22 protein-coding genes are annotated in these 22,957 nt (G+C 32.9%); 10 read left to right on the forward strand and 12 right to left on the reverse strand.

Annotation, left to right across the window (positions count from 1 at the left end; genetic code table 11):
• Positions 1 to 26: 26 nt before the first annotated feature.
• From NG806_RS09805 to NG806_RS09825, 5 genes are all read right to left on the reverse strand, one after another.
• Positions 27 to 1,277 carry a CinA family nicotinamide mononucleotide deamidase-related protein gene (locus NG806_RS09805; RefSeq protein ID WP_261512894.1) on the reverse strand — a complete coding sequence of 417 codons (1,251 nt, stop codon included), beginning with the start codon at positions 1,275 to 1,277 and terminating at the stop codon, positions 27 to 29.
• A gap of 257 nt (positions 1,278 to 1,534) precedes the next feature.
• Positions 1,535 to 2,077 carry a lipocalin family protein gene (locus NG806_RS09810; RefSeq protein WP_214827056.1) on the reverse strand — a complete coding sequence of 181 codons (543 nt, stop codon included), beginning with the start codon at positions 2,075 to 2,077 and terminating at the stop codon, positions 1,535 to 1,537.
• A 72-nt stretch (positions 2,078 to 2,149) separates the two neighbouring features.
• Complete coding sequence (locus NG806_RS09815) at positions 2,150 to 2,884, reverse strand: LytR/AlgR family response regulator transcription factor (protein ID WP_214827058.1); 735 nt, start codon at positions 2,882 to 2,884, stop codon at positions 2,150 to 2,152.
• A gap of 85 nt (positions 2,885 to 2,969) precedes the next feature.
• Positions 2,970 to 3,395: a DUF6326 family protein gene (locus NG806_RS09820; RefSeq protein ID WP_214827060.1), complete on the reverse strand. Its 426-nt coding sequence runs from the start codon at positions 3,393 to 3,395 to the stop codon at positions 2,970 to 2,972.
• Between the two features lie 110 nt (positions 3,396 to 3,505).
• Complete coding sequence (locus tag NG806_RS09825; RefSeq protein WP_261512895.1) at positions 3,506 to 5,287, reverse strand: tetratricopeptide repeat-containing sensor histidine kinase; 1,782 nt, start codon at positions 5,285 to 5,287, stop codon at positions 3,506 to 3,508.
• Positions 5,288 to 5,443: 156 nt separating this feature from the next.
• On the opposite strand from NG806_RS09825, the gene NG806_RS09830 reads away from it, so the two are divergent.
• The 4 genes from NG806_RS09830 (at position 5,444) to NG806_RS09845 (ending at position 10,981) form a co-directional block, all read left to right on the forward strand.
• Positions 5,444 to 7,198, forward strand: coding sequence for an amidohydrolase family protein (locus tag NG806_RS09830; protein ID WP_261512897.1), 1,755 nt, complete (start codon positions 5,444 to 5,446; stop codon positions 7,196 to 7,198).
• A gap of 149 nt (positions 7,199 to 7,347) precedes the next feature.
• Positions 7,348 to 8,022 (forward strand): SIMPL domain-containing protein, encoded by a 675-nt coding sequence (locus NG806_RS09835; protein WP_214827065.1) that lies wholly within the window; start codon positions 7,348 to 7,350, stop codon positions 8,020 to 8,022.
• Between the two features lie 140 nt (positions 8,023 to 8,162).
• On the forward strand, positions 8,163 to 9,761 hold the full coding sequence (locus NG806_RS09840; protein ID WP_261512898.1) for a DUF4139 domain-containing protein: 1,599 nt from the start codon (positions 8,163 to 8,165) through the stop codon (positions 9,759 to 9,761).
• Positions 9,762 to 9,781: 20 nt separating this feature from the next.
• On the forward strand, positions 9,782 to 10,981 hold the full coding sequence (locus tag NG806_RS09845) for a vWA domain-containing protein (protein ID WP_214827073.1): 1,200 nt from the start codon (positions 9,782 to 9,784) through the stop codon (positions 10,979 to 10,981).
• 70 nt (positions 10,982 to 11,051) lie between these two features.
• Here NG806_RS09845 and NG806_RS09850 read toward each other — a convergent pair whose 3' ends face one another.
• A complete protein-coding gene (locus NG806_RS09850; RefSeq protein WP_261512899.1) occupies positions 11,052 to 12,257 on the reverse strand; it encodes an NAD(P)/FAD-dependent oxidoreductase in 1,206 nt (401 codons plus the stop codon).
• Positions 12,258 to 12,373: 116 nt separating this feature from the next.
• On the opposite strand from NG806_RS09850, the gene NG806_RS09855 reads away from it, so the two are divergent.
• Positions 12,374 to 12,754: a SpoIIAA family protein gene (locus tag NG806_RS09855; RefSeq protein ID WP_214827078.1), complete on the forward strand. Its 381-nt coding sequence runs from the start codon at positions 12,374 to 12,376 to the stop codon at positions 12,752 to 12,754.
• 54 nt (positions 12,755 to 12,808) lie between these two features.
• Here the strand turns inward: NG806_RS09855 and NG806_RS09860 are convergent, their stop codons facing one another.
• Complete coding sequence (locus tag NG806_RS09860; RefSeq protein WP_390882586.1) at positions 12,809 to 13,987, reverse strand: MFS transporter; 1,179 nt, start codon at positions 13,985 to 13,987, stop codon at positions 12,809 to 12,811.
• 184 nt (positions 13,988 to 14,171) lie between these two features.
• Here NG806_RS09860 and NG806_RS09865 point away from each other — a divergent pair, with 184 nt between their 5' ends.
• The gene (locus NG806_RS09865; RefSeq protein WP_214827085.1) at positions 14,172 to 15,026 is read left to right on the forward strand and encodes an AraC family transcriptional regulator; all 855 of its coding nucleotides are present in this window, start codon (positions 14,172 to 14,174) and stop codon (positions 15,024 to 15,026) included.
• A gap of 100 nt (positions 15,027 to 15,126) precedes the next feature.
• Here the strand turns inward: NG806_RS09865 and lipA are convergent, their stop codons facing one another.
• Complete coding sequence (gene lipA / locus NG806_RS09870; RefSeq protein WP_214827088.1) at positions 15,127 to 15,993, reverse strand: lipoyl synthase; 867 nt, start codon at positions 15,991 to 15,993, stop codon at positions 15,127 to 15,129.
• A gap of 115 nt (positions 15,994 to 16,108) precedes the next feature.
• Here lipA and NG806_RS09875 point away from each other — a divergent pair, with 115 nt between their 5' ends.
• The gene (locus tag NG806_RS09875) at positions 16,109 to 16,756 is read left to right on the forward strand and encodes a hypothetical protein (RefSeq protein ID WP_261512903.1); all 648 of its coding nucleotides are present in this window, start codon (positions 16,109 to 16,111) and stop codon (positions 16,754 to 16,756) included.
• On the opposite strand, the gene NG806_RS09880 is transcribed toward NG806_RS09875, so the two are convergent.
• Complete coding sequence (locus NG806_RS09880) at positions 16,757 to 17,317, reverse strand: RNA polymerase sigma factor (RefSeq protein ID WP_261512904.1); 561 nt, start codon at positions 17,315 to 17,317, stop codon at positions 16,757 to 16,759.
• Positions 17,318 to 17,527: 210 nt separating this feature from the next.
• On the opposite strand from NG806_RS09880, the gene tyrS reads away from it, so the two are divergent.
• Positions 17,528 to 18,823, forward strand: coding sequence for a tyrosine--tRNA ligase (tyrS, locus tag NG806_RS09885; protein WP_261512905.1), 1,296 nt, complete (start codon positions 17,528 to 17,530; stop codon positions 18,821 to 18,823).
• Between the two features lie 67 nt (positions 18,824 to 18,890).
• Here the strand turns inward: tyrS and NG806_RS09890 are convergent, their stop codons facing one another.
• The gene (locus tag NG806_RS09890; protein WP_261512906.1) at positions 18,891 to 19,889 is read right to left on the reverse strand and encodes a T9SS type A sorting domain-containing protein; all 999 of its coding nucleotides are present in this window, start codon (positions 19,887 to 19,889) and stop codon (positions 18,891 to 18,893) included.
• A 27-nt stretch (positions 19,890 to 19,916) separates the two neighbouring features.
• Positions 19,917 to 20,381 (reverse strand): hypothetical protein, encoded by a 465-nt coding sequence (locus NG806_RS09895; protein ID WP_261512907.1) that lies wholly within the window; start codon positions 20,379 to 20,381, stop codon positions 19,917 to 19,919.
• A gap of 301 nt (positions 20,382 to 20,682) precedes the next feature.
• Between NG806_RS09895 and NG806_RS09900 the strand changes: the two genes are divergently transcribed.
• Together NG806_RS09900 and NG806_RS09905 are read left to right on the forward strand one after the other, a co-directional pair.
• Positions 20,683 to 20,880: a hypothetical protein gene (locus NG806_RS09900; RefSeq protein WP_261512908.1), complete on the forward strand. Its 198-nt coding sequence runs from the start codon at positions 20,683 to 20,685 to the stop codon at positions 20,878 to 20,880.
• A 77-nt stretch (positions 20,881 to 20,957) separates the two neighbouring features.
• The gene (locus NG806_RS09905) at positions 20,958 to 21,173 is read left to right on the forward strand and encodes a hypothetical protein (RefSeq protein ID WP_261512909.1); all 216 of its coding nucleotides are present in this window, start codon (positions 20,958 to 20,960) and stop codon (positions 21,171 to 21,173) included.
• A gap of 36 nt (positions 21,174 to 21,209) precedes the next feature.
• Here NG806_RS09905 and NG806_RS09910 read toward each other — a convergent pair whose 3' ends face one another.
• Complete coding sequence (locus NG806_RS09910) at positions 21,210 to 22,865, reverse strand: helix-turn-helix domain-containing protein (RefSeq protein WP_261512910.1); 1,656 nt, start codon at positions 22,863 to 22,865, stop codon at positions 21,210 to 21,212.
• Positions 22,866 to 22,957: the final 92 nt, after the last annotated feature.

Consider the following 22,957-nt stretch of genomic DNA (forward strand, 5'->3'; position numbering starts at 1 on the left):
ATAAAATTAAAAAATAGGAAATATGATTAATCATTTATAAGTAATCCTACTAAGTCCTGAATAATTTTCTGAGAAACAAAGTTCATAAAATCCAGTCTATCCAGATGTGGCATATATAATTTGAAACTCTCCTCTCTGTCATTGATCCTGATCGAATAATAAACAGTCCCTACTTCTTTTCCATCTTCCCCTTTGCCAGGTCCCGCAACTCCTGTTGTAGAAATTGAAATATGAGTACCAAATAATTGCTGACATCCTCTAGCCATTTCCTGAGCTACCTGCTCACTTACTACGGTAAACTCATTCACTGTCTCTTGGGCAACTTGTAAAATCTTAACTTTTTTTTCTGTCGCATAAGGAACGATTCCCCCTATAAAATAGTTTGAACTTCCAGAGTTTGAGGTAATCATTTTTGCAAGCTCACCACCTGTACAGCTTTCTGCAGTAGAAAGTGTCAATTTCTTTTCATTCAAAAGCTCACCTAAAATTTTCTCAATTTTATCTTCTGTTGTTGCTATAATGCTGTCGCCAATCAGAGGAAATAACTTTTGTATTTCTTCTTCCAATTGCTGGTTTAAAATACTTTCATCATCTCCAGATGCCGTCAGCCTCAATTTCACCCGGGTTCCAACAGGCAAATAAGACAGTGCTAAATTTTCAGGCAATGAAAGTTCCCAGTCCTCAATGATATCTGCCAGGATACTTTCGGCAATTCCAACTACGGAAACAATTCTGGTTGTAATATAATGTAAACTGAATGTATCTTTTAAATAAGGAACAATCTGATCTTTGATCAATGGTTTTACTTCATAAGGAACACCAGGAAGACTAAAACTTAGTTTATCATTATACCTCATCATCATGCAAGGAGCAGTTCCGTATTGATTTTGAAAAACTATGGATTTTGTAGGAACAAAGGCCTGTTCTCTATTTCTTTCCAGTATTTCAGATCGCCCCCTTTTTTCCATATAGTTTCTTAAATGTTCAAAAGTAGCTTCATCTAGAGCAATCTCGTCATTAAAAAACTCAGCAAGGGCTTTCTTAGTTTTATCGTCTCTTGTTGGCCCTAATCCACCCGTTGTAATAACCAAATCACCCATCTCAAAGGCCGTTTGCAAGGTCTTTTTGATGGTTTCAATTTCATCAGAGATTGTAAAGATCTGCGAAACTTTTATACCTATATTTTTAAGTTCAGTAGCAATAAAGTTAGAATTGGTATCTATTGTATTCCCGGAAAGGATTTCGTCTCCAATAGTAATCAGAACAGCGTTTTCCATATTGTAATTTTTGAAAAAAATCTAGTACAAATGACGGAAAAATCTGCGGTTGAGGCAATATAAAATCATTTTTTCTATCTTTGATTTGAACTGTTTATAACTATAATAAAAAATAATGGCAAAATATGATGATGCCTTTTGGCATTATGGTGTGATTTCTCTACTGCTGTGATTAGCACAAAGTTTAGATTCCTGCGAAATGACAAGGTTGATTAGTAAGATAAAGTAATCTAAAAGGAAATTTAAATAATTTAATCTTAATCATTATGTCTCACCCAGATCAGTTCTTCTGTATTATATCCTATTCTTTTTGCTTTTTCTAAAAAACGCAGTCTTATACTTTCAGGGATTTCAGTGGTACGGGACAATATCCAAAGATACTTTAAGCTGTTTCCGGCAACTAGGGCATACTGATAATTTTCATCGATATCAATCACATTATAACCTGCCCAGATTGGTTTAAAAAAAGAAACTTTTAAACGACCCTCTGTTTTATCTTTTACAAACTTTGCTTCACCTATAGATTCTTCCCATACTTTTTTTAGATAATTATACCCTTTATTATTGACACGAATGCTTCCATCAGAATTCTGAGAATAAGTTGCTGTTACATTATCCATTCCTTTCTCAAACTTATAATCGAATCTTGCGATTTCATACCATTTCCCCAAATATTTTTCGGCATCAAAATGAGTCACTGCAACAGCACCTTTCGGAAGCCTTACCGAATAGTGATTAAAAATTAACAACCCCAAGATGCCAACCGTGACGGGAATTCCAATTTTCTGAATATTTTTCATAATAATACAGTTATGTGGTGAGTATGAAAAAGTCCAAAAATAATGCCTTTGGGCTGTTAATAAACAATAATTCTAAGAGAAAACTTTTAGAAAAGCATCTTTAAAAGTACCTGAAACTTCAATTTCAGCTTCATCCAGTAATGTTACAGTTCCACTTTTATGATAGGATTTTACAAAACCAGTATTGATGATATGAGAACGATGAACCCTAACAAATGGTGCTTCCAACAGATCGTCGAAATGTTTCAAAAATCTGCAGACCATTTTTTTGGATCCGTCCATAAGATAAACCTGAGTAAAATTACCATCCGCTTGAAGTCTGACAATATCTTCTGTTTTTACGACATCAAATCCCTGCAAAGTTGGTAGAATAAGCTGTTGCTTTTCGGGTTTTAATTTTAAGTTTTCAAGTAGTATTTTATTCCGGTTCAGTTCTTCTTTTTTCTCAAGACTTTCTGCTACTTTATTCACAGCAAGAATGAGCTCCTGAATATCAATAGGTTTTAAAATATAGTAACTCGCTGATTTATTAAGTGCCTGTAATGAATATTGGGAAAAAGCAGTGATAAAGATCGTTTCATAGATGTAGTCTTTTGTAGCCTCCAGAACATCGAAAGCGTTCCCATAGGGCATTTCTACATCCAGAAAAACAAGTTGAGGTTGCTTCTCTGCAATAAGGGGAACGGCATCTTTGATATTTTCGGCTTCTCCCAGGATCTCTACCTGAGGACAGTATTTTGTGAGATAATTCCTGAGAACCTCTCTCGCAATGACCTCATCGTCTATTATAACAGCTTTTATTTTCATTTAAACAATCCGGATGTATTTCCGTTTTATTGTAAAAATATGAATATTTCGCTTTTTATACAACTTAATGGCTCTGCGTCATTATTTACTGAACCCTCTTCCATTTCCAGGCATACCATACGATCAATAAAGTGATGATACTTTCTAAAATAGCCAAAAAAACATAAAACGTTTGCCAGGCTGAAAATGAAGTTACTGCTATCAATAGCATGATTCCAGTAAAAAATATTCCGAAGATAATATTGAAAATTCTATTGATGGTGGCTTTTAATATTAAAGAAAGGAAGACCATTACTGCCGGAATTGATAATAACAGTGATGCTAAAAACAATTTAATGGGAGTATCCAGCAAATTCGTTCCATCAACAAGACCTTGTGCTTTGCCGGGAATATACAGTTCAAAATAATCACCATATAGATAGCATAATGTTACCGAAGTCCAAAGTCCAGCCAGTTTTATTTTAATATTTACCGGGATATCTTCCAGTTTTTGAGGGTCATTGGTTTTCATAGCAATAAATTATTGAGTTTAGTTTTTTTGAACCTTTAGGTTTACAACTTAAAGACAATAATATTTCACAAATAGTTACACGATAATAGAAAATGTTTGTCAATGGTTCTTTATAGCTTATACTGTATTTCCACTAGAACCCCTTGTTCATTCTTTTTATCTGTTACTTTACAATGGATCTCCTTTTTATATAAATCATTAAGCAGTCCAATCCTTTCAATGGTATTTTTCATTCCTCGTCCTTCTCTCGCTTTTTGATGTTGGGTTTTCAGTTTTTTACTTTCTTCAATTCCAATTCCATTGTCTTCAATAATGATTTTTAAATGCTCATTACTTTTTTCAAAGTTCAATTTTAAAAATCCCTTTTCTTTCCGATATCGTAACCCGTGCCAGATTGCATTTTCTAAAAATGGCTGAACGAGCATTCCGGGAATCTGTAGGGTCTGTAAATTTAAATTCTCGTCAACAATAATTTCATAGTCAAACTTATCTGCAAAGCGTGTTTTTTCCAATGCAAGATAATTCTGTAACAGATCAAGCTCCTGCTGGAAGGGAATAAAATCTTCAGTCGAATTTTCCATGACTCCCCGCATCAGCTTTGAAAATTTGGTTAAATATTGATTGGCTTCCAATTCGTTATTTGTTGCGATGAATTGATTAACGCTATTTAAACTGTTAAAAATAAAATGAGGATTCATCTCACGGCGAAGAGACTGCAAAGCAATTTTTTTATTTTTAATCTGAACCTTTTTTAGGGTCCAGAAAATAAAACCAACCAATCCCAATAATAAGATCAACGCTCCGATCAAACCGTAGTTGAAGACATTTTTCTTTCTGATCAATTCATCTTTCAGTTCTCTTTCCTTTTCTAATTGTGAGATTCTTTGCTCCGTATCCTCCAGGATTTTGTTATCCACAAGGCTTCTGTCTTTTGAAACAAGATCAGGAAGCTTTCCCAGAAAATCCCTGTATAATTTTACCGAAGCGTCTGTATTTTCAGAAACACTGTATAGACTGTCTAATCTCTTTACACTTTTTTGAGCTTCTAAGGTATGTCCTTTCTCCAAGGCAATTCCATAAGCGTTTTTTAATGTTTCAATAGCACTTTTCGTGTCGTTTTTCTTAATATAGATATCAGCTAGTTCCTGGATCTGTTCAACTTTTTTCTGAGAATCGTCTTTTACAAAATCTTCTTTAAGAACTTTTTTCTTGGCTTCAATCGCTTTATCAAAATCTTTATTATCAACATAAAAATTCGTCAGTTTTTGATTAATTTCTAAAGCCTGTTGTGGTTCCTGTTGCTTTTTAGAAAGCTTATAAGCACTTTTCAGATTTTCTTCAGCTTTAGGAATATCATTTTGCTGAATATTTACATCAGCCAACTGACTGTAACTTGCTGCCAAATCTCCTTTTTCATTTTCTTTTCTACTGAGATCAATATTACTCTGAATTGCTTCAGCTTTTGCCTCCTGGGAAGGCGAAGAAAGTCGAGTAACATCATTTGAGTTAACACTCCTGCTTTCTTTTGAGTAACTTATTTCTGCAGCCCGGCTATAATTGCTTATGGCAGGACTTATTTTATTTTGCTTCTCCTGGGATTGCGCTAGTTTTCGGGTTACAGATTCCAGATTCTTTTTATCGTTCAGGTTCTGATATACATTTCTGGCCTTTATCAGATACTCTTCGCTTTTGGCATAATTTCCTTGACTATAATAATCGTTGGCCATTCCAACATAAGTTTCAGCGACTGTTTTATTATCGTTATTGTCGACTGCTTTTTTTAATTTTGATGCTGATTTTAGAGCTTTGGAAATCCTTGTAGAATCCTGGGCGAAAGAAAAATTTCCTATCGCTAATGTGATGATTAATATTATTTTAAAAAGTAACTTCACTTGTTTCCAATCTATATTGCAAAGTAACTAAAACTTTACTTATACTATCTTATCCTTCACCAAGTCAAAACCATATTTCACCAAGTTTCAAAGAAATAGCAATCGATACAGCCGTTTTCATATATTTGTGAATTATAAATCATATAAACGAAATTCATGAAAACGTATTTTTATCTATTATGTATACTCTGTTTTCTGACCAGTAAGATTCATGCACAGACGTATATCCAGAATGTAACTGTTGTGGATGTTGTCAATAAAAAACTGGTTCCTAATCAAACCGTTGTCATTACTAAAAACCTCATTTCTGAAATAAAACCTATCAATAAAATAAAAGTTCCTCAGGGTGCAAATGTTATAGATGGAAAAGGAAAGTTTCTGATGCCCGGAATGACTGATGCCCACGTTCATTTTTTTCAAAGCGGAGGTTTATATACAAGACCGGATGCTTTAGATCTCAGAAAGCAGGTTTCTTATGAAAAAGAAATTGACTGGGTACATCATAATATGGAAGACTTTCTATTAAGATATCTTAAAAATGGGATCACTTCTGTAATAGATGCCGGAGCTTCTTACAATTTTCTGGGACTTCGGGATTCATTCTCAAAAAACACAACTTTACCTTCTGTTTATATGACAGGTCCACTTATTACAACATATGAACCTGAGGTATTTAAAAACCTTGATAAAAATGAACCCTTCAAATTGGTAGCTTCAGCTGAAGAAGCAAAAAAAATGGTTCTGGAGCAACTTCCCTATAAGCCGGATTTCATTAAAATATGGTATATCGTAATGGCCAATCCAAAAGAGATGGAAGCTGCTGCAAAAAAGTATGAACCTATTATAAAAACTATTATTGACGAGGCTCATAAAAATAATTTAAAAGTTGCGGTTCATGCTACTGAAAGAATAACTGCTCAAATTGCGGTACAGAATGGTGCAGACTTTTTGGTACACGATATAGAAGATGAAATTGTTCCTGATGATTTTGTAAAACTCTTAAAATCTAAAAAAGTTGTTTTAAGCCCCACTCTTACTGTGATGGATAATTACTATAAGACTTTCGCACAGAAAAAGAATTACAGTACTTATGAATTGGAAAATGCAAACCCACAAACAATAGGATCTATCTATGATCTTAAACATTTATCTGGTTCTTCAGACTCAATATTAGTCAGTGCAGTAAAAAAGCGTTTCAATCTTCCACAAATAGATATCTCTGCAGCAAAAAAAGACTCTATCAGGATGGTAAATTTAAAGAAGCTTTCAGACGGCGGTGTAACAATTGCTGCAGGTACTGATGCAGGAAATATAGCCACCCAACACGCGTCCTCTTTTATTATGGAACTCAAAGCAATGAAAGAAAGTGGAATGAACAACTGGCAGGTCCTTGAGTCGGCAACTATTAGTCCTGCCAAAATATTTAACAAAGAAAATGTTTCCGGAAGTATAACAAAAGGTAAAATTGCAGATATGGTACTTCTCAATTCAGATCCGACTGAAAGTTTAGATCATCTTACTCAAATAGAAATGGTGTTTAAAAACGGACAATCCATGTTACCGAGTAAGATCATAAAAGTAACTCCTGAAATTCTTGTACAGCAACAATTAAATGGCTACAATGCAAGAAATATCGATGCTTTTATGGATCCATATTCTGAAGATGTTGAACTTTATGTTTTCCCTGGTAAATTAATAAGCAAAGGGAAGGAAGCTATGAAGAAAAGCTACAGTGCCATGTTTGAGAAAATGCCTGATCTGCATTGTGAAATCAAAAGCAGAATCATTAATGGTAATTTCATTGTGGATAAAGAAAGTGTTTCAGGAATGCGAAAAAATGGAAAAGTGGAAGCGACTGCTATTTATGAGATAAAAGATAATAAAATTTCAAAGGTCTATTTCTTACCTTAATATAGCTTCAAATACTTACAAATAAAAGACAGTTCCTTCGGGCTGTCTTTTTTTTATACTTCACCAAGTGAAAACTCTATTTCACCAAGTCTCTCCATTTCCGGTTTTGAATCGGACTAATTTTACTTCAGAATTTAAAACAAAAAATTATGAAATTGAGACATTTTTTATTAATCGGATTCCTTACAGCAGGAAGTTTAATCAGCGCACAGGAAGTAAAGAAAAACGCAATTGAAGTAACAGGTGTTGCTGAAATGGAAGTAGAACCGGATGAAATTATTTTTAACATCGGAATAAAAGCTGACAATAAAAATGAACTGGCGGATAATGAAAAGAAATTATTCGAAACATTAAAAAGCAATGGAGTAAAAAATGAAGATATCACCTTCAAATCCATGTATCAGAATATATATTCAAAAACAGCCAAGTTTACCAAAAGCTTTCAGTTTAAAGTAAATGCAAAAACTAACCTAAGTAAAGTATTTGAGGGACTTAATCAAAAGTGGGTAAGCAACCTTAATATTTCGGAGGTAAAAAACACTAAGATTGCTGAATTCAGAAAAACAGTAAAAATAAATGCTCTAAAAGCAGCTAAAGAAAAAGCTGATTATCTATTGGAAAGTATGGGTAAAAAAACGGGTGCTCCTTTAGAAATTGTAGAAATAGAAGACTACACAAGTGATACCGTTCTTCCAATTGGAGCTTATGCAAGAAAATCCAACACTGTACAAATGGAAGCAGATGCAGGTGTAGATTATTCTTTCGACAATATCGAAAACATCAAATTGAAGTACAGTATCAAAACAAGATATGAAATACTTTAAAACGATATAAAGGCAGTTCATAAGAGCTGCCTTTTTTTCTAAAATAACTATTCACCAAGTCAAATCTCCTACTCACCAAGTCTTCAGATTTTCAGCCTGAGATTCAGATAATTTTACTTTAGAATTTTAAATAATATACTATGAAATACTTATTAATACTATTCACTCTTTCAGTTTCTTTATTCAAATCTCAAGAACTGAAAAAAGAAATAGATGTAAAGCAAGCTACCCTATTCTTGCAAGGCGCAAAAGTTTTTGGCAGCACAAATGTCTCTTTGCAGAAAGGAAAAAATACCGTACGAATTATCAATCTTCCAAATGATATCGACGAAAATACCTATAAAATTAACCTTGAAAAAAATACCACGCTCCTATCTATCACGCCACAAAATAATTATTTACAAAATGACGAAATGTCTGAAGGCGAGAAAAAACTGGAGAATGAAAGAAAAAAACTTCAACGACAGGTAAGTTTATTGAATATTCAAATTAAAAACCTTACGGGTGAGCAGAATATCATTAATGATAATCTTAAAGTTTCTACGAATGATAAATCTACTCCACAGGATCAGTTGATAAAATTAACAGAGTTTTATAGAAAAAGAATGCTTGAAATTGATAACCAGGTATTTTTACTGAATGAACAGAAAAGTGGATTTGATGAAAGTATAGCCAAGATCAATAAACAATTTACCGAAGAGCAGACTCACAAGAATAAAAACAAAAAAGAACTTCTCCTTGAAATTCTTGCTGATCATGAAATGAATGTAAATCTTGGTGTCAGCTATATTGTTTCTAATGCTGGCTGGATTCCATCTTATGATCTACGTGCTGAATCTACAAAAAAACCTCTTGAGATCGTTTATAAAGGAAAAATCTATCAGAAAACAGGTCAGAACTGGAATAATGTAAAATTATTTGTTTCAACCTACAGGCCCTCTTATAACCAAAACCGCCCTATTTTATCACCACTCTACGTAACCGAGTACACTCCTTATGATTCTCAAAAAGAACTTGCAGCCTATTCGATAAAAGCTAAAGCTGAATTGACGAATGCCTATCAAATGCGTGCAGAAGAGATTGCAGCACCCAGCCAAATCCCAGTAGCAACCGTTTCTGATAATCAGATGAATGTGATGTATGAATTAAAATTCAATCAGACCATTGTAAGTCAGGAAAAGGAACAGTATGTAATTCTGGATAAAAAAGAGGTCAATGCTACTTACAAGTACCACACCGTACCAAAGCTTAATAATCAGGTATTCCTGATGGCATTTGTGAAAAACTGGCAAAACCTCAACCTGATATCTGGTGAAGCCAATATCTACTTTGAAGATAACTATATCGGAAAAACCAATATTGCCAGTAACTATATCAAAGATGAGTTTCCAATATCTCTTGGTGTTGATGAAAGAATTACTGTAAAAAGAGTAAAACAGGAAGATAAAACTTCTCAAAAAACCCTGAGTTCAAATAAATGGGAAACAGAGTCTTATCAAATACATATCAGAAACAATACGAAAGAAAACATTGACCTGGAGATTCTTGACCAGCTTCCTATAAGTGAAAACTCCAAAGTATCAGTAAAAGCTTTAGAAATAGGCAATGGAGATTTTGACGGGAAAACGGGAACCATCCTTTGGAACAGAAAGATCACCAGCGGTGGCTCAGACACCATCAACTTTTCTTTTGAAGTGAAATATCCTAAAGACATGCAAATTCAATATTACAGCAGATAACCTTATTAAAAATATAAATAATGACAACTTTTAAAATTTTAACATTAGCAATAGGCGCTGCTTTTTTAAGCTCAAACAGCCTGACTGATATTCGTTGTGCAAGTAAAAAAAATACTGAGACAAATGAGAATATACCGACACGAAATGCTTCTTTAACTCCGGTAAATCATGCAGGCAAAGAAAATAAGATTCAGGTCGCTCTTTTATTGGACACTTCAAACAGTATGGATGGACTGATTGATCAGGCAAAATCCAGGTTGTGGAATATTGTTAATACATTAACGACATTGAAATACGATGGAAAAGCTCCCCAGATAGAGATCGCTCTTTATGAATATGGAAATGATGGAATCTCAGATGAAAATTTCATCAGACAGGTAACTCCATTAACACAAGATCTGGATTTGGTTTCAGAAAAATTATTTGCTTTAAGAACCAATGGTGGAAATGAATATTGTGGTGCTGTTATCCGCGATGCAACATTGAATCTGAACTGGGATAAAAATGACAAAAGCATGAAACTGATCTATATCGCGGGTAATGAACCTTTTGATCAGGGAAGAATTAATTATAAGGAAGTTATCTCCTCTGCGAAAGCTAAAAAAATATATACCAACACTATTTTCTGTGGGGATAGAAATGAGGGAATCCAATCCTTTTGGCAGAATGGAGCTGTTTCTGGCGATGGAAAATATTTCAATATCGATAGCGACCTAAAAGTAATTTATATTGAAACACCTTATGATATAAGAATTTCGGAATGCAATACAAAACTTAATGATACTTATATCTATTATGGAAGTCATGGATCTGAATATAAAAGTAAACAAATGATGCAGGATAAAAATGCCGAGGTTCAATCAGTTTCCAATGCTGTAGAAAGAACTGTTGCTAAAAGTAAGAAGAATGCTTATAAAAATGACCATTGGGATCTTGTGGATAAAGCTGAAAAAGATGTAAACTTTATCACAACGGTTAAAGAGAGTGAGCTTCCCACTGAATTAAAGGGTAAAAGTAAAGAAGAGGTAAAAAAAGTAGTGGGTCAAAAGTCAGCAGAAAGAGGAAAAATTCAACGAGAGATTGAAGAGCTATCTAAAAAAAGACAAGATTATATTGATAAAGAAATGAAAAAACGTGGCAATGCAGATTCTGATGATCTTGGAAAAGCGATTGAAAAATCTATTTTAGAATTGGCTAAGAAAAATGGATATAGTTCATAACATAAAAATTTTCACCTCCTTTTCATAGTTTTAAAACTGGTGGCTGAGGTTCCCAAAGCCACCGTTTTTTTTATCGTCCAAATTTAAAATATCTCGATAAGGGATGTTTTTTATTTTTCATAAACTTAGAGCTCATTTCCATTCCCGTCACAGAAAAAGTAATCCCATTTCCACCAAAACCAAGTACAAAATAAGAGTTTTTAAAGTTTTTATGCTCCCCGATATAAGGTAATCCATCTTTTGTTTCACCAAAAGTACCAGCCCAGACAAAGTCGGTATAAAAATGATAATCGGGTTTAATTTTTTTTAAGGTCTTTATAATTTCCTTTTCTTTTTTATTGAGCAAAGCATCACGCTTTCCGGCATCATAGAAATCCTCATCTCCACCTCCGATCAATAATCGGCCATCATCTGTAGTTCTCATGTACATATATGGTTCATCGGTATTCCAAACAAGTGTATTTGTTATATTCTTAAATTTGTCATGATCAATTTCAGAAACGATAGCATAGGTACTTTTTAGATCTACAAAATTCTCTTTAAGTAAATTTTTACTCTCATACCCTATGCAATAGATGAGCTTTTTAGCTTTAATTTGAGGACCGTTAGTTGTTGTGACTAAATTATATCCTTTATAATATTTTACAGATTTCATTTCTGTTTTATCAAATATAGCAAGCCCCTTTTTTCTATTGAATTCCAATAATTCGTGAGCAAATTTAAAAGCATCGATACTGGCTCCCTGTTTGGATACAATCCCGCCATAGGTATTTTGAAACCCAAATTCCTTCTGAATTTCTTCAGCTTCCAACCATTTTACTTCAAATCCATATTTTTTTCTGGCTTCAAATTCTTTTTTTAACCAGGATACATCTTTCTTTTTCGAAGCAAAATACAGAGACCTTTTTCTCTTAAACCCAGCTTCTGTTTTTATTTCTTTAGTTAGTTTTTCTATAGTGTCAATGGAACCTGAACAAGCCTTGTAACTTTCAACAGCACCTTTTTCTCCTATCAGATTTATAAGTTCATAAAGTGGAACATCAATTTCGTATTGCAACATGGATGTGGTTGCTGAGGTACTTCCATTACAGATTTCCCGCTTATCTATAAGAATTGTCTGATATCCATCTTGTCGCATTTGATGAGCAATTAAACTCCCTGTTATTCCACCTCCTATTACCAGTACATCACATTCTTCATCTGATTTTAATGACGGATAAGAAGCTATCAACCCGTTTTTTACCAACCAAAATGGTTCATTAGACTTTAGATCCATATTAATATTTTACAATAAATGTAATGATTTTTATGAGTTTTTAACGCTTTCCCCTGTATTAATGGTGTAATTATTGTTGGTTGAGATAGAATCAAACCACACTAAATATTAATATTATGATAACTATCATTCCAGAAGCACCGGAAAATGTTGCAGCATTTAATGCAACAGGAGAAGTAACGAGAGAGGATTTTGAAAACCTTGTTATTCCTCATGTAAAAAAGAAAGTAGATCAATTTGATGAGCTCAATTATTTATTGTATTTAGATACCGATCTGGATAATTTCACTATGGGCGCATGGCTACAAGATGCTCTGTTAGGATTAAAAAATCTGGCCAACTGGAATCGAACTGCTATTGTCACTGATAATGCGGGAGTTCAAAATTTTACAGACATTTTCAGTGTTCTATTGCCCGGTGAATTCAAGTCATTCCCTAAAGAAAATTTATACAATGCCCTTTACTGGTGTAAGAACGGTAATGAAGTTGAGGCATAAAAGGGATAAAAAAAGAGGCAGTTAGCCTCTTTTTTATTGATAATATGAAATAGATTAAACTAAAGCCTCCTCTTTCAGAAGTTTTGAAGCTCTGTATAAATACATATATCTAATACTAATTAATAGCCCTATAAATGTCATTCCTACTCCAACGAGAGAAGGATATTTAAATGAAAAACCATGTTCTAAAGGAATTCCGCCTAAGAATGCTCCCATTGCATTAGCTATATTAAATGCAGCCTGCATAAAAGCAGCAGCCATCATTTCGCTTCTCGGAGCCGCTTTCATCATCATTATATTAATTGGTGCAGCCACAGACATCGATAATGCTCCACATATGAATGTCAATACTAAAGCGATTGTTCTGTTTTCAGAAAAGAAAAATACCCCAGCTAAAGAGGTCATCATAAGAAACAATAAAAGTGAACACGTCTTTTCAGGACCTAATTTATCTGATAAAAAGCCTCCAGCCAAATTTCCCACTACCATTCCTGCTCCAGCAAGAACCATTACATAAGCCATTTGACTGCTTTTAATTCCAGCAATGATCGTCATTAGTGGAGTTATATAACTGAACCATGTAAAAAGTCCACCAAATCCGATTGCTGTAATCAAAAGTACTAGCCAGGATTGTTTATGTTTAAGAAATTTTAATTCTTCCAGAAAGTGGGTATCTTGTTTGGTTTCCATAGCAGGCAGCCAGAATTTTAAAAACAATAAGGCAAACAATCCGATTACAGCTACAATGACGAAATACCATTTCCAATGAAATGTATGCCCAATATAGGTAACCAAAGGAACCATAGCCAGGTTTGCTACAGTGAGACCTGTAAACATTAACGAGATATAGAAAGCTTCTTTTCCTTTTCCTGCCAGCCTTGAGGCTACTACCGTTCCTACACCGAAGAACGCTCCGTGCGGCAAACCAGACAGGAACCTGATGATCAACATTGATGTATAATCTGGGGCTATCGCTGATAAACCATTAAACAATGTAAAAATCATCATTAAGACAATCAGTACTTTCTTAGGTGGAAATTTCACTGAATAACCGATCAATATCGGAGCACCAATAACCACTCCTAGTGCATAAGCCGAAATTAAATGTCCGGCTTCCGGAATACTTACATGAAGTGTCTTGGCAATATCAGGTAATAAACCCATAATGGTAAACTCTGTAGTTCCAATCCCCAAACCACCAATTGCAAGTGGTATTATCCTCTTATCTATCATTCCCATATCATTAAAAAAAATCTTTGGATTGCTGCTTTTCTAAACACCGTCTACAACCCTTTGTTTTTGAAAGTGCAAAAATCGGCAGAAATATTTATTTCCACTTCTACTCAAATGATAAAAATTTGCTCTATATTAACCTTTTTACTTAATTTTGAATTAAGAAATAATCAAGATAGAACCAATGAAAATCCAAAAGGAAATTATTGAATTTGAAAAAGGAAAATCATTTAAACTTTTTGCCCCTTCCTTAAAAAATTGTTTTTTCTGGCATTATCACCCTGAAATCGAACTGGTTTATGTTGAAGCTATTAATGGTATTCGTCATGTAGGAAAAGATATTTCTGATTTTACAGACAGTGATTTGCTTTTAATTGGTTCTAATGTTCCGCATCTTAATTTTGACTATAGAATTCAAACGGAATGCAAACAATTGGTTCTTCAGATGAGAGAAAATTTCCTTCAGGATATTATCATTCCAGTTCCGGAATTTGAAAATATAAAACATCTCCTGGAGCGTTCTTATTTAGGGCTTTCTTTTTCTGGAGAAGCTAAAAGACAGGTAGTAGAAAAAATGCACATCATCAAAGACTCCGACTCTTTTGATTCTTTAATAGGTTTAATAGAGATTCTACAGATCCTGGCTAATTCAAAAGAAGTAAAAGAATTAAACAGGGATGACACCCGGATCAAATGGTTCCTGAATGATAAAATAAGAATGGGAACGATCTACGATTACATTCACGAGAACTACGATAAAAAAACGAACGTTAATCAGATTGCTGAGATCGTAAGTCTAAGTACTCCTGCTTTTTGCCGATATTTTAAAAAGCAAACGAATATGACCTTTACTGATTTCGTAAATAACTACAGGATTAATCAGGCCAAAATATTTTTACTGAAAGATTCATCCATAACAGAAGTTTGTTTTCAGGTAGGTTTTGAGAGTCTTTCCTATTTTAATAAATTATTCAAACAGCACGTTGGAGAAACACCATCAGAGTTTAGGAAAAGGCATTTAGATAAGGTTGAAAGTTGAGTTAAGAAGTATCAAGTGTAATCTTTCAATTCCAGCTTGTTACTCATTTAATAAACTTTCAAATAAAAAAATCGCTCCAGTTTTGGAGCGATTATGTTTTTTAATGAATATGTTTTTCTGCGTGGTAAGAACTTCTTACAAGAGGTGAACTTTCAACATGTCTGAAACCTAAACTTCTTGCAAAGTCTCCAAATTCATCAAACTCTTCAGGTGTAATGAATTTTTTCACAGGCAAATGTTTTTTAGTAGGCTGTAAATATTGCCCCATGGTGATGATATCAACATTTGCATTTCTGATGTCTTCGATTGTTTGAAAAACTTCGTCTTTTTCCTCTCCCAGCCCTAGCATAAGACCTGTTTTTGTTCTTCTTTGACCTGCTTCTTTCAGATATCTTAATACTTCAAGACTTCTTTCATATTTAGCCTGAATTCTCACTTCTCTTGTTAAACGTTTTACCGTTTCCATGTTATGGGAGATCACTTCAGGAGCTACATCTACCATTCTGTCAAGGTGTTTTGTCAGACCTTGAAAGTCCGGTATAAGAGTTTCCATTGTAGTACCTGGAGAAATTCTTCTTACAGCATTTACAGTTTCACCCCAAAGAATAGAACCCATATCTTTCAGATCATCACGATCTACAGAAGTAAGTACAGCATGTTTGATCTTCATTAATTTGATAGAACGTGCTACTTTTTCAGGTTCATCCCAGTTTACATCCATGGGTTTTCCGGTTTTAACTCCACAAAATCCACAGCTTCTTGTACAGATGTTTCCTAATATCATGAAAGTTGCAGTTCCTTCACCCCAACATTCACCCATATTCGGGCAGCTTCCACTCTGGCAAATTGTATTTAATTTATATTTATCAACCAAGCTTCTAAGTTCTCTGTAATTCTTTCCGGTAGGAAGTTTTACACGAATCCACTTTGGTTTTTGAACGGTAGTGTCTTGAACTAAATTTTCCATTTCTAAAATTGAAGTTCAAAGTTAAGGAATTTTTAATGGAAACCATCTAATAGAGAAATTGATGGAACATATAATTAAAAATATAATTGTAAATTGAACCCACAAAATCCCCTGTATGAAAACGATATTTTGCCTATTATCGCTGCTTTTCAGCACGATCTCTTTTGCACAAAAAGAATTTCAGCCGAAAGATTCTGAAATGATTGAAACAGTAGATGGAGATCTTGATGGAGATAAAATTCCTGAAAAAGTAATTATATATAATACAAAGGACACGACGGATATGGGTAATGTACGTGAAATTCAAATCTTGAAAAAGACTAATGGAAAGTGGGCTGTCCTGGAAAAGTCAAAAAACGCCTTACTGGAAAGTAAACATGGCGGAATGGAAGGTGATCCTTATCAGGGTACCATCATAAAAAATGGTATTTTAGAAATTACTCAAGCTGGCGGAAGCAGCTGGAAATGGGGATATACGGATAAATACAGGTTTCAGAATGGCCATTTTGAATTGATAGGTCATTCGCTAAGCTATGGAAGACCGGGAGATTATTGGGCTGATATGGATTATAATCTTTCTACGGGAAAACTTATGTATTCTAAAGAAGTAGAAGATACGACCAATCCTGATAATGGAAAGTCCGAAAAAGAAACCGTTATTAAAAAGGATTGGAAGATTAATTTACAAAATAGAAACACAAATAGAGAAACGAAAGAAAGAAGCTTTATATTTCCAAAAACAAAAGCTGAGTTTCATTTGTAATTAATCCTCATCAAACTCATTATTTTTCAGAAGCTCAGCTAATACTTTTTTAGCACGCATTACTCTTACTTTGGTATTCGCAATAGAAATACCTAATTCTTCTGCAATTTCTTTGATGCTTTTTTCTTCAAAGAATCTTAATTTTATAATATCCTGATAATTGGCGTCTAAAGATTCTATTGTTTTAATGATTTTCTTTTGTTCTTCTTTGGAAATCATTAATTCTTCGGGTGATTTTGCAAATTGATTTTTTACCTCGTCAAGATTTTCAGTAGGATCCTGATTTTCGCGACTTCTTTTTCTCCAGAAATCAATAACCGTATTCTGAGCAATTGTTAATATCCAGGTTTTAAATTGAAAATGAGGATCGTACATATCCAATTTTGACAATACTTTAGAGAAAACATTTACTGTGATCTCATCCGTGTCATTTTCATTCCGTACTTTTTTCATTACAAAAGAAAAAACATCAACCCAAAAAACATTAATGAGTTTTGTCTGGGCTTTCTGATCTTTTTCTTTTGCCTTTTGAATAAGTAAAAATAACTGTTCGTCGTTCATTATTAACAAATATAATTTATTTTAAGTAAAATCGCAAAAACACTAAATAGCGTGATTATTAAATTACAAAAAACCAAAATCGGATCATTGTGAAATCGTAAGTTTGAATTTCTTTTTCAAACTTTTACTATTTTACCCCTTTACAAATTAACATTTCTTAACCTTGAATTCCTTATCTTTGCACGGTTAAATTTTAAAGAAAATTATAATATGAATTCCTTTATTGAAGAATTAAAATGGCGTGGTCTTTTTGCTGATATGATGCCAGGAACCGATGAACAACTGAATAAAGAGGTAACTACGGCATATATTGGTTTTGATCCAACGGCTGATTCTTTACATATTGGAAGTTTAATTCAGATCAAAATTTTAGCCCATTTCCAACAGCATGGTCATAAACCAATTGCTCTGGTAGGAGGTGCTACAGGAATGATCGGTGATCCATCAGGAAAGTCAGCTGAAAGAAATCTTTTAGACGAAGAAACTCTTCTTCATTATGTGGATTGTTTAAAAAATCAACTTTCAAAATTTTTAAATTTTGATGGAGATGGAGCCAATAAGGCTGAATTGGTCAACAATTACGATTGGATGAAAAATATCTCGTTTTTAGATTTCGCTAAAAACGTTGGTAAGAATATTACCGTTAATTATATGATGGCCAAAGATTCTGTAAAGAAAAGATTTTCTGGAGAAGCCGGAGCCGATGGAATGAGTTTTACTGAATTTACTTACCAGCTTATTCAAGGATATGATTTCCTTCATTTATATCAAAATAACAATGTAAAACTGCAAATGGGAGGTTCTGACCAATGGGGAAATATCACTACAGGAACAGAATTGATCCGCAGAAAAGCTCAGGGTGAGGCTTTTGCCCTAACAGTTCCTTTAATCACAAAAGCAGATGGTTCTAAATTTGGAAAGTCTGAAAGTGGTGAAAATTACTGGTTAGATAAAAAGAAAACTTCACCGTATAAATTCTATCAGTTCTGGTTGAATGCCACTGATGCTGATGCAGAAAGATTTATTAAATTTTACACGTTCCTAAGCAAAGAGGAAATTGATAGTTTAATTGAAGAACACAAAACAGCTCCACATGAAAGAAAACTACAAAAAAAGTTAGCTGAAGAAGTTACAGTTTGGGTTCATGGAAGAGAAGAATATGAAAAATCTGTAAAAGCTTCTGAAATTCTTTTTGGACGTTCTACTGCCGAAGATTTGATAAGCCTTGACGAAGAAATATTTCTTGAGGTTTTCGATGGAGTTCCACAAAAAGAAGTGGCAAAAGATGATGTCTTAGGAATAAATATTGTTGATCTGCTTTCTGAAAAATCAGGATTTTTAAAATCTAAAAGTGAAGCTCAGAGAGAAATCAAAGGCAATGCGATTTCAATCAATAAGGAAAAAGTAGATGACACTTTTACTGCTAGTGAAAATGATCTTATTGATGGTAAATTCCTTTTACTGCAGAAAGGAAAGAAAAGTTACTTTATTATTAAAGTTCAATAACATTCAAAAATATAAAGAAACACTTTGGCTAACCAAAGTGTTTCTTTTTAAAATAAACTGACCATACTTACTTTTTGATAATTTTCTTTATCTGTGTTTTCTCATTTTTCAGGTCAATCTTTAGGTAATAAACACCACGTAACAATTTAGATATATCAATCGTACTAGTTTCTTTATATTCTGAAATTTTTCTACCCTCTGCATCGCTTAATTCAATCTTATCAATTATTTTTTCATTTTTTATGGTGATAAAATCAGAACTTGGATTGGGGTAAACCACCAGGGATTTCATATCTTCCACTTCTCCTACTCCTAAAACCACATTATTATTAGTGTATTGAAATCTTGAAGGCAATGGTTGTACAATAGGAGATAACAAATTACCCATTGAAAATACACCAATCACTTCTCTGCTATTTTTGTACCAACTATACGTTGTAATCTTTGTTGTAGAAGTCGGTACTCCACTTGTAATGATTGTAATTGTACTTTCTTTTTTTACTCTTAAAACATTAGAATAGGTTCCAACCGGAGTTTTAATGGTGCCATATCCATCTGCAGTAATAATATCATTTGTACTTGTTGTAACTCCATTTACTGTTGAAGAAGAGGTATCAGTAAAAGAATTCAGATAGGTCATTGGAAATTTAAGTTCGATTGGTATGTCCGTATAAGTTAATGTGAAATTAGTTGTGTTATTTCTTGCACCTAAATGTTCCAATTGGGCACTACTAAGCTTCAGTAAATTCTTATCAGCACTTTGATTCCCTGCATTATCTAAAACGGCCACATATTGATTAGCTGTTGGAAAAGATGAGCATTCCGGAATAGCCGGACATGTACCATAAAACATTCTGTATATTTCGTTTGTACCACTTATGTTTGTAAAGTCCCACGTAATATTGGCTCCAGCATTTCCAGGAGTGTGTACTCCCTGATTAAAAGTAAACGCTGTAAACTGAAAGGTTCCGGTAATCATATCTGCACTGGTAATTGTGGGCTGTGCTCTCATGTATGTATTAAAAAAAATACCAAGAATGATAAAAAGTAAATATTCTGTTTTCATGTTTTAAATTTTAATTTAATTTTCTTATTACTTCATTTTAATTTCTATAATTCCATCATCGAAGCTTTCGATATTTTTATCAGTAAAAATATTCTTTGCATTAGGTTGTACACTTTCCAATAGCTTTTCAGAGCTTCCAGAGTGTGTTACTGTGATTGTTGACAATGAAGAGTTATATTTCATACTGGTGTCAGATACCCCTTTGCATGTGGAGATTATTTCGTTGAGCTTTTTTAAATTTGCAAGATCTATATTGGAAATCTTTACAATCGTTATTTTATTGTCTTCAGCTACTTTCGCAGTATTCTGTTTATTCTTTTTACCAAATAATGAACTTAATTTCCCTCCTGTTTTAGAAGCTTTATCAGCTGTATTTGAGGCGTCATCCAGTTTACTGACTGCGCGGTCTATCTTATCTAAAAAGCTTTGTGCTTTTGCTGTTGAGATGCTTAATACTAATAAAGCAAAACTCATAAAAACAATTTTTTTCATGTTATTTATTTTAAAGGCTTAGTGTTTAAATGACTTGAATGTTTTAAAATTCTCACTACAAATGTTGTCTAATCAGTGCTTAAAAAAAACACTACCCACCAATATTTTATAAAAAACATCAGAACTTTTTATAAAAAGTAAGTTTAAAACAAATAATATAAAACAATAATTATCAATCAATTAAACCAATTGAACAAGAGATCTTATTATTCAATATGATAATTATAATTTTCACTAAACATTAATTTCTAATTTTACATTATTATATAACTGAAAAAGAAAACTAAAAAAACAACACTAAATGAAAGCTAAAATCAAATCTACTTTTAAACGATTATCTAGAAAAAAATTGCTGGGAATTATTGCCGGGAATGAATCTATAGAAGATCCTTCATACGGTAATGGAGGTGGCACTAATAATGGAGCAGGTTCAGGAAATGTCACGCTTTTATGCCCGGAGCCCAAATCGTTTGATTGTTCACCTGCCCAAAGTTCATAATAAAATTATGGGGTGAAAAATAGCGGAATAAAATCCAATACCTGAAATCTATAAATATCAAATTAAAAAAGACAAATATGGAAACTCAATTAAAAAATAATATAAAAAAACTTTCAAGAAAAGAGCAGCTAAAAATTATAGCTGGAACTACTGAACTAAACGGGGGTACAAATGGTGGTGGCACAAACAATGGTGGTGGCTCAGGGAATGTAGTAGGTCCTTGTACCCGCATCATTATTACAGAATGTCTTTATCAGGATAAGTGTACAAAGGAATACACCAGAACTTGCTAAAATAATAATACGAAAAATGTAATTATCAGAAATTTATTATTTTGAAGCATTTTCAGCATTCAATTTTTCAATATACTGAAACGGGGTAACTCCCGTTTTTTCTTTGAATGTTCTGGCAAAGGATATCCCGCTTTTATAACCTACAATATCTGCTAATGCCTGAGTAGTATAATTTCTTAACTTTTTATCTTGAGAAAGAGCATTCAGTATGTAGTTAATTCTTAACTCATTGGTATATTCACTAAAAGTCTTTTTCATGTATTTGTTAATCGTCTGTGAAAGATAGGTAGTATTGGTGCTTAATTTTTTAGCCACAAAAGCCTGATTATATTCGTTTTTAAGATAAAGTTTTTTGTCTTCCAACTCCATCAGTTTTCTCATGATCTCAGCCTCTTTTTCATTGCTTATTGTAAAATTATTTTTGTTTTGGTGACTATTCAAACTGTTATTCTTTACTTGTAACAATAGATCATCAAGCCGTTGTTCAACATCTTTTTTCTTTCGCATCTGAATGAGCAGATAACCGGTAATACATCCTATCAATAAGACCAATGCAATAATTAGAAACATGCGACTTTTAAGGATAGAAGAACTTTTATTGATTTCATCATTCAAATTTTTAGAATTGATTTCTTTATAAATATTGGCAATGTTCTTCCTTTCGGCTTCTGAATTTTCTTTATATAGTTCAATGAATTTGTTATTATAAAATTCTACTGAATCTCTTTTCCCTTCCTTTAAATAAATTTTTGATAAATAATCCTGAGCAAATATATAGTCCGTATTTACCAAAGAATCTTTTTCCATTAAATGAGACATTTCGAGAAAATCACGCTTCGATTTTGAATAATCTTTTGATTCGTAAAAATTTACTCCCAAATTGTATTTAAGATTTAGAATTTCATCTTTAAATTTTAAATCCTTGTAAATATCTAAGCTTATTAGGTAATATTTCGTTGCTTCGATAAAATTCTTTTTTTTGTTATTAAGCGTTCCCAGCTTTAAATAGGTTACAGCTAATAATTTTTTATCTTTCGTTGAATGCAGAAGCTGATTAAAATTCTGTAAAGCACTGTCTGCATACTTTCTATTCTTTTCAGGATCTGATATATATTTATCAGAATATAAATGTCCTAAATTCGAAAACACAGTATTATAGATAATCTCGAAATTTTCTTTTTCATAGAGCTCTCTATTCTTTTTTAAAAGCTCAAGGACTTCATGGGTTTCTATAATAGCGTCATCAGTTTGTCCGATATTAAGTTTTACAAATGCAATATTTCCTTTGATTTTTATGTGCTGCTTAATATCATTATTCTTTAGAGCAAAAAAATCTGCTTTTATAAATTTCTTCAACGCATCATTCGGAACATGGTTGGCCATATCTGTATTTCCCAAGATATTGTATACTTGGGATAAGCTCGAGTAATTTTCCTCTTCCTCAGGGATTTTCTTTAAATAACTATTAATTTTTGAAAGATAATTTTGGGAATCTTCTTCTTTTCCAGTAATAGTCAGCAAGTACCTTTTCGCAGAATAGGCGAATGCCAGATCAACCTCTTTTTTTGAAGAAAAAATTTTATCTACAGAAATTAATGCACTATCAATTCCTATTTTTTGGTAAATGAAGAATTTATCTTTGTAAGACTGTATATCTTTTTGATTCTGTGGAAACACAGAAGAAAATATCATTAAAAATATTAAGATAGTAATTCTTTTCCCCATTTATTTTCTAACTAAAATTGGTATTCTAATATACTTAATTTTATTCTTTAATTTCAAAA

Source organism: Chryseobacterium paludis (assembly GCF_025403485.1).
Taxonomy (GTDB): Bacteria; Bacteroidota; Bacteroidia; order Flavobacteriales; family Weeksellaceae; genus Chryseobacterium; species Chryseobacterium paludis.